13 protein-coding genes are annotated in these 14,475 nt (G+C 33.9%); 10 read left to right on the top strand and 3 right to left on the bottom strand.

Annotated features, from left to right (window positions below; translation table 11 throughout):
- The first annotated feature begins 35 nt into the window (after positions 1-35).
- On the top strand, positions 36-1,031 hold the full coding sequence (locus ES675_RS13065; protein ID WP_066254977.1) for a glycosyltransferase family 2 protein: 996 nt from the start codon (positions 36-38) through the stop codon (positions 1,029-1,031).
- On the opposite strand, the gene ES675_RS13060 is transcribed toward ES675_RS13065, so the two are convergent.
- From ES675_RS13060 to ES675_RS13050, 3 genes are read right to left on the bottom strand one after another with little or no spacing between them, the layout of a single operon-like run.
- Positions 1,023-1,940, bottom strand: coding sequence for a glycosyltransferase family 2 protein (locus ES675_RS13060; protein ID WP_066254974.1), 918 nt, complete (start codon positions 1,938-1,940; stop codon positions 1,023-1,025). The two genes, ES675_RS13065 and ES675_RS13060, sit on opposite strands and share 9 nt — an antisense overlap.
- 2 nt (positions 1,941-1,942) lie before the next feature.
- Positions 1,943-2,566, bottom strand: coding sequence for a NeuD/PglB/VioB family sugar acetyltransferase (locus tag ES675_RS13055; protein ID WP_066254972.1), 624 nt, complete (start codon positions 2,564-2,566; stop codon positions 1,943-1,945).
- Positions 2,567-3,643 (bottom strand): DegT/DnrJ/EryC1/StrS family aminotransferase, encoded by a 1,077-nt coding sequence (locus ES675_RS13050; RefSeq protein ID WP_066254969.1) that lies wholly within the window; start codon positions 3,641-3,643, stop codon positions 2,567-2,569.
- A gap of 112 nt (positions 3,644-3,755) precedes the next feature.
- Between ES675_RS13050 and ES675_RS13045 the strand changes: the two genes are divergently transcribed.
- The 9 genes from ES675_RS13045 (at position 3,756) to ES675_RS13005 (ending at position 14,451) form a co-directional block, all read left to right on the top strand.
- Positions 3,756-4,943, top strand: a complete 1,188-nt coding sequence (locus ES675_RS13045) for a glycosyltransferase (RefSeq protein WP_066254966.1) — start codon at positions 3,756-3,758, stop codon at positions 4,941-4,943.
- Between the two features lie 17 nt (positions 4,944-4,960).
- Positions 4,961-5,518 carry an L-threonylcarbamoyladenylate synthase gene (locus ES675_RS13040; protein WP_066254960.1) on the top strand — a complete coding sequence of 186 codons (558 nt, stop codon included), beginning with the start codon at positions 4,961-4,963 and terminating at the stop codon, positions 5,516-5,518.
- A 96-nt stretch (positions 5,519-5,614) separates the two neighbouring features.
- Positions 5,615-7,030: a CCA tRNA nucleotidyltransferase gene (locus tag ES675_RS13035; protein ID WP_066254956.1), complete on the top strand. Its 1,416-nt coding sequence runs from the start codon at positions 5,615-5,617 to the stop codon at positions 7,028-7,030.
- A 103-nt stretch (positions 7,031-7,133) separates the two neighbouring features.
- A complete protein-coding gene (locus ES675_RS13030; protein WP_082985980.1) occupies positions 7,134-7,442 on the top strand; it encodes a four helix bundle protein in 309 nt (102 codons plus the stop codon).
- Positions 7,443-7,556: 114 nt separating this feature from the next.
- Complete coding sequence (locus ES675_RS13025; protein WP_148367491.1) at positions 7,557-8,570, top strand: COX15/CtaA family protein; 1,014 nt, start codon at positions 7,557-7,559, stop codon at positions 8,568-8,570.
- 36 nt (positions 8,571-8,606) lie between these two features.
- On the top strand, positions 8,607-9,122 hold the full coding sequence (locus ES675_RS13020; protein ID WP_066254950.1) for an IS1096 element passenger TnpR family protein: 516 nt from the start codon (positions 8,607-8,609) through the stop codon (positions 9,120-9,122).
- Between the two features lie 245 nt (positions 9,123-9,367).
- Positions 9,368-10,261: an ABC transporter ATP-binding protein gene (locus ES675_RS13015; protein WP_066254944.1), complete on the top strand. Its 894-nt coding sequence runs from the start codon at positions 9,368-9,370 to the stop codon at positions 10,259-10,261.
- A gap of 18 nt (positions 10,262-10,279) precedes the next feature.
- Positions 10,280-11,107 (top strand): ABC transporter permease, encoded by an 828-nt coding sequence (locus tag ES675_RS13010; RefSeq protein WP_066254941.1) that lies wholly within the window; start codon positions 10,280-10,282, stop codon positions 11,105-11,107.
- A gap of 26 nt (positions 11,108-11,133) precedes the next feature.
- Positions 11,134-14,451 carry a T9SS type B sorting domain-containing protein gene (locus ES675_RS13005; protein WP_066254938.1) on the top strand — a complete coding sequence of 1,106 codons (3,318 nt, stop codon included), beginning with the start codon at positions 11,134-11,136 and terminating at the stop codon, positions 14,449-14,451.
- Positions 14,452-14,475 lie beyond the last annotated feature (24 nt).

The following is a 14,475-nucleotide window of genomic DNA, read 5'->3' as shown; positions in this document are numbered from 1 at the left end:
ACTTTTGTTACTAAAATGTACTAAAATCTCCATAAATGTCTGCATTAACTGTAATTATGCCTGTTTATAATGGCGAAAAATTCTTAAAAGAATCTATTGACAGTTTACTGAATCAAACATTTACCGATTTTACAATATTGGTTTTAAATGATAATTCTACTGATAAAACGTCAGAAATTCTAGACACTTATATAAAGCAAGATTCGCGTATTACCGTTATTACAAAAACCAAAAATGAAGGTCCAGCAAACCTACGAAATGAAGGTATTGAACGCGCCACCACAGAATTTATAGCCTTGCTTGATGCTGATGATATTGCCTTACCTTCCCGATTTGAAAAACAATTAGACTTTTTGAAAAATCATTCTGAAGTTGGTGTTTGTGGCACGTGGTTTACATTTTTTGGCGACAAAAAAGAGAAGACTGTCAAGCACGAAGTCTCACACGACGCGCTAAAAGTTCAATTTTTACACAGTTGTGGTATTGGAAACCCTACGGTTATGTTCCGGAAATCTGTTTTAAATGGTTTACGGTTTGAACATCAATATGTTCCTGCTGAAGATTATGGCTTATGGAGTCAACTAATTTTTAGAACCCAATTTCATAATATTCCAGAATCGCTTTTAAAATATCGTTGGCATGATGCTAATATTAGTCAGACGAAAGAAGCTAACCTTCGGAAGTCTGAAATTCTCATTAAAACGAAACAATTAGAGCAGTTGAGAATTCAAGCCTCAAATCCCGATATTTTATTTTATGTTTATGCCGTTTCATTGCAACGGGATCAAGCATCAGAGCACGTTATAAAAACCATTAAAGCTGCTAAAGATTTATTGGAACACAATAAAAATTTACAGATTTATAATATAGCGTTATTTGAAAATCATATTAAGAGAACAATCGTACGCACGATTAGAAATGCTGGTAGTTATGACAAAACGTTTTATAAGTTTGTGAAACATGATTCCGGTTTTTTTAATGCGCTTAAACCTATGGACAAACTAAATTTCTACTTTAAATGTTTATTTTGAAAGTCGATATTTTAGTAAGCGTTTGTAATATTTGAATTTCGTTTTAAAATCGGCTTCCAGAAAATAGCTTTTCATGAAATTTAATTGGATTTCCGATAAATCTTGGCCAGCATTTTTCAACTTCAAGACTTCAAAAGCTGTAGCATTTCCTAGCGATTTCACTACCTTCTTAAGGTTAGCGGTTTTCGATTCTGGAATGGCATCTGTAACTTCTTTTACATTTAAATAAGACGAATAATTTTTAAAGAATTCCGATTGTAAAGAATAAACACCACCTTGATGAACGCGATAAACAGCAGCTTCGAAATCCATAAAAACACCTTTCCCCTTTTGTAGTAATACTAAATAAAGTGAATTATCTTTTGAATATTTGAAGGATTTTAAAAGCGCTAAGTCCAAAGCTTCTTTTTTAAAAACAGCTGTTAAAGTTAACGTGCAATATGGTGAGAATATATTGTTATAATCAATGGTTGTGTTTTCAGTTTGGTGATTCCATGCATTGGATGAAAAGCTACTACCATTAAATATTTGATAATTAGTCCAAGAGATTACATAACCTGAATTTGCTTCTAAAAAATCGACTTGCTTTTGAATTTTTAATGGATCTGTCCAATAATCATCACCTTCACATAAAGCTATATATTTTCCTTCAGCTTGCGGAAAACTGTAATGCCACCAAGGCATAATATGTTGGGAATATTTATTTTCGGTTTGAAGAATGAGTTTAATTCGTGGATCCTTTTCAGCGTGCTTTTTTAAAATAGCTTGCGTACCATCGGTTGATGCATCATCGTGAATCTGAATTTCTATAGGAAAATTAGTTTTCTGAAGATAGAAACCTTCCAACGTTTGTTCTATATATTTCTCCTGATTAAATGTGGTGCAACATATAGTTAATACTGGTTTCATGCTTATTTATTTTTTAGCTTTCCAGGAATTCCAACAATGGTATTTTCTGTTAAGCAGTTTTCTACAACCACACTTCCAGCTCCTACGGTTACATTATCGCCTAAAATAATATTTGGCAAAATTATAGCACCTGAACCAATATTGCAATTGTTCCCAATGGTTACACGACCTAAAATTTTGGCACCTGGAGATACATCACAATAATTACCAATTTTAACATCATGATGAATTTGCGCCGATGTATTAATCAAGCAACCTTCACCCATTTGAACGCTATTACTAATAAATACAAAAGGCATAATATTGGATCCTTGACCAATTTGAACATCCAAAGCACCAATAATGGCATGCTTTGAAATAACCGTTTGATAAATACCTCCTGCTTTTTTAAATTTTTCTACCACTTGTTTGCGTAAATGCGGTGTTCCAATAGCCGAAACAAAATGTGGATTTGCACTAAAATCAATTTTATTTAAAGAATGTATAATAGGATATTTTCCTAAAAAAAGTGCTTCTTCAGGTTTTGTATAATCATCAAAAAAGGATAAAGCAGATTCTACTGTTATCGTTTCATTTAAAACAACTAAAACATCTTTTGCGTGACCTTTTGCACCAAGTACAATCATTTACAGAGAATTAATAACGTTACAGATTTCTGCAACTTGCTGTTTTTCTAATTCGAAATATAAGGGTAAACAAAGAATTTTACTGCAAATATCTTCAGAAATCGGCATGCTCACCGATTTTTCTAAATAAGGCAACTTATTTAATGACGGATAAAAATAGCGTCGAGGATATATTTTTAGAGCTGCTAATTTTTCTAAAACCAGTTGCATAAAGGCTTCATCTTTAAAAATAACAGGCATATACGAGTAATTTTTCTCTGCAAATTCTCTAAAGCCAAAAAGCGACACATTCGCATTGTCTTTTAGTAAAGACTCATACGTTTCAGTTAAAAGTTTGCGCTTGGCAATAATAGTATCAATATAAGGAAGTACGCTTAAACCCATAGCAGCTTGCATTTCTGAAGCTTTGGCATTTATTCCCAAACCATGATATTCTAATGGTCCATTATGTCCAAAATTATGATGATAATAACATTTTTTATAAAGCGCATCATTAGGAACAAATATGGCACCACCTTCACCTGTATGAAATAATTTGGTTGAATGAAAACTGGTGGAAATTATATCACCATACTCAAAAATGGATTTACCTTTATAGGTTACAGCAAAACAATGTGCTGCATCATAAATAACTTTCAAATTGTATTTTTCAGCAATTGCCTGAATAGCTTCCACATCACAAGGATTTCCAAACACATGTGTTGCTAAAATAGCTTCGGTGTTTTCGGTAATTGCTGCTTCTATTTTTACTGGATCTATGGTCAGCATATCGCGTTCAATATCCACAAAAACAGGCGTGCAGTTTTCCCAAATAATAGCCGATGTTGTTGCCACGTAACTAAATGGCGTGGTGATCACTTCCTTTGTAATGCCTAATGTTTTCAATGCAATTTGTAACGGCAAGGTTCCATTAGTGGTTATAAAAAAGTTGGAAACACCTAAATATGTAGATAATTTAGATTCTAATTCTAGAAGTAATTCACCTCTATTAGTCATCCATTTTTTATCCCAAGCACGTTTTAAAATGGCTTCAAACTCTTGGATTGGTGGTAGAAAGGATTGTGTAACGTTTATCATCAAAACAAAATTAACAAACTTCGCGTTCTAATAGCTATAAAAATATTTTTTTTTATAATTGAAAGATTTGCTTCCTAAATGTATAATTTTACGGTTATAAAGTTCAAAAAATATGCCTAAAAAAATCCTAATTATCCCTTCTTGGTATCCAAACTCTGATAATGAATTGGTTGGGACATTTTTTCGGGAGCAGGCACATCTTTTGAATACAAATGGATTCGACATAAAAATCCTTTTTGGTGTAGCGCATGAGGTGGGACTTTTTAAATATCTATCTATTCGTTTTACGCAACTTTTTAGTAAAAAAAACGGCTTAAATAAAACATACTTAAAACAAGAGCCTGAAGCATTCTCCTTTCCTATTTATCATTATAAAAAATGGCCAGAAAAACGGAAACTTAAGTCTAGCAAAGAGAAGTATCAGCAGGCTTTTAAAACCATTACAACACTTTGGCAGCCTGAACTTATTCATGCACAATGCAGTGCTAATGGTGGTATTTATGCACACTATTTATCGAAAACAAATGGCATTCCTTTTGTAATTATTGAACATCAAATATTTCTTCTCAATTACTATAAGAAGTACGTTCAAAAAGGCATTCGTGAAGCTGTTGAAAATGCCTCTAAAATTGGAACTGTTAGTTACCACCAACAACGTTGTATTTTGATGAATAGCATGGATTGCAATCCAACAATTATTTGGAATCTAATGGATGAAAATAAATTTGAAATAAATACAAAACAGACAAATACTAAATTCACCATTTTAACCATAAGCTATCCACATTTAATAAAAGATACTGAAACGTTTTTTAGGAGTTTAGAAGCTTTTCAAACTATTTGTGAAGATGATTTTGAAGCCATTATTATTGGTAACGACTCCTTTAGTGATAGCAGCAAAGCCAACAGTTCACATTTTGAAACCTTGGCTAAAAAATATCAGGTGTTTGATAAATGCACATTCTATCCGCAACTCACACGAGCGGAAATAAATACCAAATTGCAATCGTGTCATGTTTTTGTTTCCACAAGTGTAGCTGAAACTTATGGTGTTGCCGTTAGGGAAGCCATGCTATGTGGCAAACCCGTTATAGCAACAAAAAGTGGCGGTGTAGAAGACTCCATAACAGAAGAAACTGGTGTTTTGGTCAATTTGAAAGATGCAGAAGCTATTGCCGAAAATCTGCTGAAAATAAAAAATAAAGAATTAGTTTTTTCCCCAGAAACCATCAGGAATTATATTATTGAAAAAAGTGGCCGAGATGCTTTTATTAGAACCATGACGGACTTTTACAATTAAAAACAAATCATAACCGCATGTCAGAATTGTATACAGCTTTAGAGAATCTGCAACAAGGTAAAACCATCCTCTACCCTACAGATACCATTTGGGGATTGGGCTGTGATGCTACAGACACCAAAGCCGTTTCAGAAATTTACGCGCTAAAAAAACGTGTAGAAAGTAAAGCCTTAATCTGTTTAGTATCTAGTTTGGAAATGCTTAAAACCTATATTGAAGATGTACCAGAAGCAGCTTTAAAGTTTTTAGAAACGGCATCAAAACCAACGACTATAATTTATAATAAACCACGTTTAGTGGCACCAAATTTAGTAGCCCAAGATAATACGTTGGCCATCCGGATTGTACATAAAGGTTTTGCTTACGAATTAGTTGAATTATTCCAAAAACCCATTGTTTCAACTTCAGCAAATATGAGTGATTATCCATCGCCAAAATCATTCAAAGAAATACATGCAGACATTTTAAAAGATGTGGACTATGTTGTAAATTTGCAAAACGAAAAAATCAACACACAGCCTTCCACAATTATTAAATTAAATAAGGACGGAAAAGTTGAAGTAGTTAGGCCATAAACCTTCAATATTCAAGTAGTAAATTCCTGAAATTCAATTTGGGATTTTGAATGCGAAGAGTGTCTGTTAATCAATCAGACAGGGAATTTGAAACTTATGAATTATAAAAACGCATTAGAGCATTCTATATTTGAAACCATTTCAAAATCTGCTGAAGAATTACAGGTTGACTGTTATGTGATTGGTGGTTTTGTTCGCGATTTTCTTCTGAAACGTGGAAATCCAAAGGATATTGATATTGTAGCCGTTGGAAGTGGCATTGAATTGGCCCGACAAGTGGCTAAAAACCTTCCAAATAAACCTAAAGTTCAAGTATTTAAAACGTACGGAACTGCCATGTTGCGTTTTGAAGATATAGAAATAGAATTTGTAGGCGCTCGTAAAGAAAGTTACCATGAAGACAGCCGAAATCCTGTTGTAGAAAATGGCACGCTGGAAGATGATCAAAATCGTCGTGACTTTACCATAAATGCTTTAGCGTTGAGTTTGAACAAATCTAATTTTAGCGATTTGTCAGATCCTTTTAAAGGTGTTCAAGATTTGGAAAACAAAATAATCCGCACACCTCTAGATCCAGATATTACATATAGTGACGATCCGTTACGTATGATGCGTGCCATCCGTTTTGCAACACAGTTACACTTTACTATTGAACCAGATTCGTTACATGCCATTACAAAAAACAATCACCGATTAGAGATTATTACAAACGAACGCATAGTTGTTGAACTGAATAAAATTTTAGAATCGCCAAAACCGTCCATTGGTTTTTTATTGTTAGAAGAAACGGGGTTATTAAAACAAATACTACCTGAACTAACTGCTTTAAAAGGTATTGATGAAATTGAAGGGCAACGTCATAAAGATAATTTTTATCACACATTAGAAGTCGTTGATAATATTTCAGAAAACACGGATAACCTTTGGCTCCGTTGGGCTGCTTTATTACATGATATTGGAAAAGCGCCCACAAAACGCTTTCATAAAAAAAATGGCTGGACCTTTCATGCACATGAATTTGAAGGCTCCAAAATGGTTTACCATTTATTCAAACGCTTGAAAATGCCTTTGAATGATAAAATGAAATTTGTGCAAAAAATGGTGTTTATGAGTTCTAGACCTATTGCACTTGCGGATGATATGGTTTCAGATTCTGCTGTGAGACGTTTGGTTTTTGATGCAGGTGATTATGTGGACGATTTAATGACGCTTTGCGAAGCCGATATTACCACGAAAAATCCGAAGAAATTCCAGAAATACCACAATAACTTTAAGCTTGTACGTGATAAAATTGTAGAAGTTGAAGAACGTGATCAGGTACGAAATTTTCAACCACCGGTTTCGGGTGAAGAAATTATGGAAACGTTTGGTATTAAACCTTCACGAGAAATCGGCACCATTAAAGAAAAAATTAAAGAAGCCATTTTAGAAGGTGATATTCCTAATGAACATGAAGCGGCTTTTCAACTCATGTTGAAAGAAGGGGAACGTTTGGGGTTGACGCGAGTATAAGTTGCAAAGAGGCAAAGTTGAAAAGTGGCAAAGCGGTAAAGCGGTAAAGCGGTAAAGCGGTAAAGCGGTAAAATAATTTGACACTAAAAAACATAATTCACAAATGGAAAGTTCAAAAAATAGCACCTTCAGAAAATTATTAGTCTGGCAAAAGTCTATGGCATTGGTGACTTTAATTTATAGTGAAGTAATGGTTTTTCCGCCTGATGAATTGTATGCGTTAACGTCTCAAATAAAAAGATCTGCAACCTCTATTCCGAGTAATATCGCAGAAGGTTACGGTAGAGAAGGAAAGAAAGATTATTTGCGTTTTTTGAACATTGCTTTAAGTTCGCTGTTTGAATTACAAACACAACTTGAAATAGCTTACAATTTAAAGTTTTTGAAACAAGATAATTTTAATAAATTATAGAATGACAGTAGAGAAATTGAACGGATGCTTTCCAGTTTTATTCGTAAAATAAAAAACTAACCTTTTCAAAACTCTGAAACTCTCAAACTCTGTAACTCTGAAAACTTAAAAAAAATGAAAAAAGACAATAAAAAAGTAATCTACTGGCTCCTTACAGGTTGCGTTCTTATTTTTATTATGGTCGTCGTTGGTGGTATTACCCGATTAACAGATTCCGGTTTATCTATGTCCGACTACAAACTTATAACAGGAACTATCCCGCCATTAAATGATGCGGAATGGCAAGATGCTTTTGCATTGTATCAGCAATATCCGGAATTTCAAAAGTTGCATTCACACTTTACGTTAGAAGATTTTAAGGGTATATATTTTTGGGAATGGTTTCATAGGTTAATTGGCAGAGTAATAGGATTAGTCTTTATTATTCCTTTTTTATATTTTCTATTTCGCAAGCAACTTACAAAAAGTACGATCAAAAAATGTTTGGTTTTATTAGGACTAGGTGGTTTTCAAGGTTTTTTAGGTTGGTATATGGTAAAAAGTGGTTTGGTAGACATGCCAGATGTAAGTCATTACAGATTAGCAGCCCATTTAACAACGGCATTCTTAACCTTTGCTGCAACACTTTGGGTAGCTTTAGATTTAATGTATCCAAATAAAAAAGTCATTGACAAAAAGTTTAGAAACCTTATTATTGTTAGCTACCTCATCCTCATTGTTCAAATTATTTATGGTGGATTTGTGGCAGGTTTAAAAGCTGGTTTACTGCATAACCATTGGCCTTTTATGAATGAAGACAAATTCATGCATCACACGGTTTATATTTTAGAACCGTTTTATAAAAACCTCATTGAAAACCCAAGTGGAATTCAATTTATTCACAGAACGTTGGCTTATTTGGTTGTAGCATCCATATTTATATTATGGTTTAAAGCTCGTGAAATGACCCTTACAAACGTGCAACAAAAAAGTATAAATGCTTTGCTGATTTTAGTCGGTTTTCAATTTTTATTAGGCGTATTAACCATTATTTATGCAGTTCCATTGTGGTTAGGTGTGGCACATCAAGTTGGTGCATTTTTCTTGCTTTCAGCTATGACATTTACGCTGCATCGATTTAGCAAATAATTTTAAAATAACTACCTTTGCGGCATAAATAAAATTATGATATACAGATTTCGAATAGTACTAGATAACGACACGGATCAAGACGTTTTTCGCGATATAGAAATTCGTGAAACGGATACCATGGAAGACCTGCATAATACCATTACACAATCCTTTGGATTTGATGGTACAGAAATGGCATCGTTCTATTTGTCTGATGATGAATGGAATCAAGGTGAAGAAATTTCATTATTTGATATGAGCGACGGCTTAAATCCAGTAAAACTGATGAGTAGAACGGTTTTAAAAGAAACCGTTCATGAAGGATTGAACAAACTTATTTATGTTTATGATTTTTTAAGCATGTGGACATTTTATGTTGAACTTGCTGAAATTGTAGAAGAAACAGAAGGTACAGATTACCCAAACCTCATGTTTGTTCATGGTCAAATTCCTGATGAAGCGCCAGAAAAAAACTTTGAAGCTGAAAGTTTTGACGACTATAATGAATTTGAAGACGATTTAGATGTGGACGATTATGACAATTTAGATTTTGACGAAAACTGGAACTAAATTTCCTGATAAGTAGATAAATAAAAAACAGCTTATATAATAGAAGCTGGTTAAAAAGTGATTATAATTCTAAATGTCACATTGAGCGCAGTCGAAATGTTTTGATTTCCAGAACACTAAAACTTGGACTGCGCTCAGTTAGACAAGAGTTTATCATTTTTTAACCAGCTTTTTTTATTGTAGCATGTAACAAATTAATAACTTGCTCGTCCTACAAGTAACCATTAACCAAAAACAAGACTATTTTGGAAACCATACTGACAATTAATAATCTGACTAAAAAATTTGGCTTCCTTACGGCTGTTAAAGATTTATCATTCACCATCAATAAAGGGAATGTTTACGGAATTCTAGGACCTAATGGTAGCGGAAAATCCACCACGTTAGGCATCGTTTTAAATGTTGTAAATAAAACATCAGGTGACTTTCATTGGTTTGATGGTAACACCACAACACATGATGCCTTAAAAAAAGTAGGTGCTATTATTGAGCGACCAAATTTTTATCCATACATGACGGCTTATCAAAACCTGAAATTGGTATGTAAAATTAAAGGTGTCGATTTTAGTAAAATAGATGAAAAGCTAGAACTCGTTAAACTTTTAGATAGAAAAGATAGCAAGTTTCAAACCTTTTCTTTGGGTATGAAGCAACGTTTAGCCATTGCATCAGCTTTATTAAACGATCCAGAAATTCTGATTTTAGATGAACCTACAAATGGTTTAGATCCGCAAGGAATTCATCAAATTAGAAGTTTAATTCAATTAATTGCCAGCCAAGGCACCACTATTTTATTAGCGTCTCATTTATTAGACGAAGTGGAAAAAGTATGTACACACGTGGTCATTCTTCGTAAAGGCGAAAAATTATATTCTGGCCCTGTAGATGAAATGATATCTAGTCATGGTTTTCTGGAACTTAAAGCAGAAGATACCAATAACTTAATGGCGTTCTTGGAAAGTAAAAAAATGTTTGGAAAAATTAAAGTTGAAGACGGTTTAATTACAGCGTTTCTAGATGAACCTATGGATGCCAAAAGCGTTAACAAATTGTTGTTTGATAACGGTATTGTTTTAACGCATTTAGTAAAACGAAAAGAGAGTCTTGAAGAACAATTCTTACAATTAACAGACAACTAACCTATCAAAACCAACCTCATGTTACGACTAGTAAATTTAGAATTGCAAAAATTACTGTTAAGCAGAACGAATAAAATATTAATATTTATTTCATTCATTTTGCCTTTTACGGTTTTGGTATTGTCTTCCATAAAAATAAATTTCTTCGGATTTTTTACTCTAGAATTAGGCGAATTAGGCATTTTTAATTTTCCATTAATCTGGCATATTACGACCTTTTTTGCATCGTATTTCAAATTTTTCTTTGCTATTGTTGTCGTGAGCATGATTGGAAATGAATACAGCAACAAAACCATCAAGCAAAATTTAATTGACGGTTTAAGTAAAAAAGAATTTATACTCTCTAAATTTTATACCATTGTATTTTTCTCATTATTTGCAACGGTTTTAATTACAGTCGCTTCATTTATAATCGGCATGTACTATTCCAGTTATACGGAAGCGAGCATCATTTTTAGAGAAACCGAGTTCTTATTAGCCTATTTTGTAAAGCTTGTTGGATTCTTCACACTCTGTTTATTTTTTGCCATGCTATTAAGGCGATCCGCATTTGCTTTAGCATTTTTATTCGTGCTTTATATAGTTGAATGGCTTGTGTTTTGGGGAGCTTATGAAATTTTTGGAAGTGCAGAAACGGCTTTCAAGGTTAAAAACTTTATGCCATTGGAGTCTATGTACAAATTAATAGATCAACCAATTCAGCGTATTATGATGACCAAATTTCCTGAAAAGGCCGATTTAGCTTATGACTATGCCGTGCATTGGTATGAAATTGCTATCGTATTAGGATGGACTGCTATATTCGTGTTTTTGTCCTTAAGATTATTAAAGAAGCGAGATTTGTAATATATTTGGATCATATTGCTATCTAAATGAAAAAATTACTCTTTTATACGTTTTTACTGTGTTTTGTTGGTGCTTATAGTCAACGGGAAGCTGCCAATTGGTATTTTGGCGAAAATGCTGGAATTCAATTTGCAGAAGATGGTACTATTACCGCTTTAGATGATGGTCAACTTAACACGGTTGAAGGTTGCTCCTCCATATCAGATGGCGACGGAAATTTATTATTCTATACGGATGGCTCACTAGTTTATAATAGTGAACATAATATTATGGTAAATGGTACCGGATTATTAGGTGATTTATCAAGTTCCCAATCGGCTATTGTTGTACCAAAACCAGACGACACAAATATATACTATATTTTTACTGTTGGTTCCAATCAGTCTTTTACTGGATTAAAGTATTCCATTGTTGATATAACTTTGGATTCTGGTCGTGGAGCAATAACCTTAAAAAACGTTAATCTCCTAGCACAATGTGCTGAAAAAATTGCCGCAGTTTTAAAAGATTGTCAAACGGGTGCCATTTGGGTTATTACTTTTTCGAACCTTCAAGGCGCATTCAATAATCCCGCTACTGCAGATTTAGATACCTTTCATGCGTTCGAAATTACAGACGCTGGCGTCAATACAACGGCTGTAACATCCACTTTTAGTCCGATGAATCTTGGTGATGCACGAGGCTATCTTAAATTATCACCAGATGGTACAAAAGTAGCTTTGGCTAATGTAGATGATGGTTTATACCTTTTCGATTTTGATGTTTCAACGGGTACAATGAGTAACAATGAACTTATACCAATTTCTGGAAATAATAATCAGCCTTATGGTGCTGAATTTTCACCAAACAGCCAAATTTTATACGTAACCGCTTCTAATGATTTTTTTGGTGGAGGTGACAATAATCCCAATTCTCATCAATCCAAACTTATACAATTTGACTTAACAGCTGCTGATATTGGTGGTTCGGCACTTGTTTTGGACAACCGAAACGCTTACCGAAGTGCGTTGCAATTGGGTCCAGATGGTAAAATATATAGATCTATGGCAGAAACTTATTCTCGTGGTCTGCCTTTTTTAAGTGTCATTAATAATCCAAATATGCTTGGTACTGATGCTAATTACCAACACAATGCCGTTTCATTAGGCACTAATAATTCAACTCAAGGTTTACCGCCTTTTATTGCATCGTTTTTTACAGAAAAAATTGATATTACTAATGGTGTTGCTGAAGCCAATAATTTATTACTGTGTACAGGCGATACTTTTACATTAATTGCAGAAGATATTCCAGGAGCAACATACACGTGGACATTGGACAACAACCCAATTCCAACACCAACTCCTCCAAATGAATTGTTTTTAAATACGGGAGGTGATTACTCGGTTTTTATAGAAATCCCTAGCAATGATTGTGAGTCGAAAGAAGGCCAAGCCATTGTAACATTTTATGATATTCCTGTCGCCAATACAGCACTAAAATTAAATGCCTGCAGTGATGATTTAACTACAGACTTTGATTTAACCGATCGTGATGCAGCTATTTTAGGAACTCAAGACGCTAGTGTTTTTGCTATTTACTATTTTGAATCGCAAATAGATGCTGATAATAACGAAAATGAGATAACTGGTTTGTTTACCAACACAATAAATCCAACACCTATATTTGCTCGAATTCAAAATAAAAACAATCCGAATTGTTATGATACCACATCATTTTTAGCGGAAGTGTTTATAACACCAACTGCTAACGTAATTGATAATCAAACTTGGTGTGATGATGCCACGGACGGAAACCCATCCAACGGTCAATCAGAAATTGATTTGTTAGATTTTAACGCTTTGGTATTAGACACTCAAAATCCTGCAGATTTCGCCGTTAGTTATCATGCCTCGCTGGCAAACGCGGAATCTGGAATGAGTCCACTTCCTAACAGTTATTACAACCAAACAGCCTTTCAAGAAGAAATTTTTGTGCGCGTGGAAAATGTGTTAAACACAGATTGTTATAGTACAACATCCTTTGTTGTAATTATAAACCCGTTACCACCTGCTTTCAATAGTAGCTTGATTCAATGTGATGTAGATGGCAATAACGATGGTAGAACCAGCTTTAATCTAGATGAAGCTTTTGATGCCTTATCAGGAAATTCCACAACGGTTTCTATAGAATATTATGACAATGAAATAGATGCAGATTCTGCCACAGACATGTTAGACCCTTTAGGTTATATTAATACGGCCAATCCAGAAATAGTTATCGCGAAAATTATTGATAATACAACCCTTTGTTACAGTTTGGCTGATGTATCACTAGAAGTTAGCACCACCCAAATAAGTAATTATCAAGTGCCTGATGTTTGTGATGAATTAGATTCTGAAGATGGTATTAACACCTTCGATTTAAACGCTATAACTACAGCTATTCAGCAAGACAATACCATTACATTTCCAGTAACTTATTATGAAAATTATAATGATGCTTTATTAGAGCAAAATGCGTTATCAACACCATTTAATAACACCATACCTTATAACCAAACACTATATTCACGTGTAGAAAATAACAATGCGTGTTATGGTATTGGTGAAGTTTCACTTACCATTAACCCAAGACCTCAATTGGAGGCAGATGAAACCGTATTATATTGTTTAAACACCTTTCCCGATACAATTACTTTGGATGCAGGTATTTTAAATGATTCGGCTAACAATTATACCTATTCGTGGACTTCTGGTCAAACCACAAATAGTATTGCTGTAAATGAAGTTGGCACCTATACAGTTACAGCTACCAATGCATTTGGTTGTACAAAAATGCGTTCTATTACTGTTGAACCTTCCAATATTGCAACAATTGAAACCATTACTATTCAAGATGCACTTCATAGTAACAATACCATAACGGTTATTGTTTCAGGTGAAGGTGAATACGAATTCGCTCTTTTTGATGCCACTGGAGCACTTTATTCATTTTATCAAACAAGCAATGAATTCACCAATGTTGATCCAGGAATTTATACCGTTAGCATTCGCGACGTTAAAAACAATTGTGGTATTATTGAGGATATGGTTTCCGTTATAGGTTTTCCTAATGTGTTTACACCAAATGGCGATGGCACCAATGATACTTGGAATGTTCAAGGTGTTACGGCCATGTTTCAACCAAGTACACGTGTTCAGATTTTTAACCGCTATGGAAAATTATTAAAAGAGTTAAGCCCATTAAATGGTGGCTGGGACGGAACTTATAATGGTCAATTTATGCCAAATGACGATTATTGGTTTTCAGTAAAACTACAAGATGGTCGTATTTTTAAAAGTCATTTTACCTTAAAGCGTTAACAGTAAAAAATCGTACATTTAAAA

It is taken from the genome of Algorimicrobium algoritergicola, from assembly GCF_008086165.1.
Lineage (GTDB): Bacteria > Bacteroidota > Bacteroidia > Flavobacteriales > Flavobacteriaceae > Algorimicrobium > Algorimicrobium algoritergicola.
Note: the sequence above shows the minus strand (reverse complement) of the source record. Positions and strands in the feature narration are given on the sequence as shown.

What these genes read in the sequence shown, in the direction of transcription:
- ES675_RS13065 (WP_066254977.1), top strand. Translation starts at nt 36, where the DNA reads ATGTCTGCATTAACTGTAATTATGCCTGTTTATAATGGCGAAAAATTC.
- ES675_RS13060 (WP_066254974.1), bottom strand. Translation starts at nt 1,940, where the DNA reads ATGAAACCAGTATTAACTATATGTTGCACCACATTTAATCAGGAGAAA.
- ES675_RS13055 (WP_066254972.1), bottom strand. Translation starts at nt 2,566, where the DNA reads ATGATTGTACTTGGTGCAAAAGGTCACGCAAAAGATGTTTTAGTTGTT.
- ES675_RS13050 (WP_066254969.1), bottom strand. Translation starts at nt 3,643, where the DNA reads ATGATAAACGTTACACAATCCTTTCTACCACCAATCCAAGAGTTTGAA.
- ES675_RS13045 (WP_066254966.1), top strand. Translation starts at nt 3,756, where the DNA reads ATGCCTAAAAAAATCCTAATTATCCCTTCTTGGTATCCAAACTCTGAT.
- ES675_RS13040 (WP_066254960.1), top strand. Translation starts at nt 4,961, where the DNA reads ATGTCAGAATTGTATACAGCTTTAGAGAATCTGCAACAAGGTAAAACC.
- ES675_RS13035 (WP_066254956.1), top strand. Translation starts at nt 5,615, where the DNA reads ATGAATTATAAAAACGCATTAGAGCATTCTATATTTGAAACCATTTCA.
- ES675_RS13030 (WP_082985980.1), top strand. Translation starts at nt 7,134, where the DNA reads ATGGAAAGTTCAAAAAATAGCACCTTCAGAAAATTATTAGTCTGGCAA.
- ES675_RS13025 (WP_148367491.1), top strand. Translation starts at nt 7,557, where the DNA reads ATGAAAAAAGACAATAAAAAAGTAATCTACTGGCTCCTTACAGGTTGC.
- ES675_RS13020 (WP_066254950.1), top strand. Translation starts at nt 8,607, where the DNA reads ATGATATACAGATTTCGAATAGTACTAGATAACGACACGGATCAAGAC.
- ES675_RS13010 (WP_066254941.1), top strand. Translation starts at nt 10,280, where the DNA reads ATGTTACGACTAGTAAATTTAGAATTGCAAAAATTACTGTTAAGCAGA.
- ES675_RS13005 (WP_066254938.1), top strand. Translation starts at nt 11,134, where the DNA reads ATGAAAAAATTACTCTTTTATACGTTTTTACTGTGTTTTGTTGGTGCT.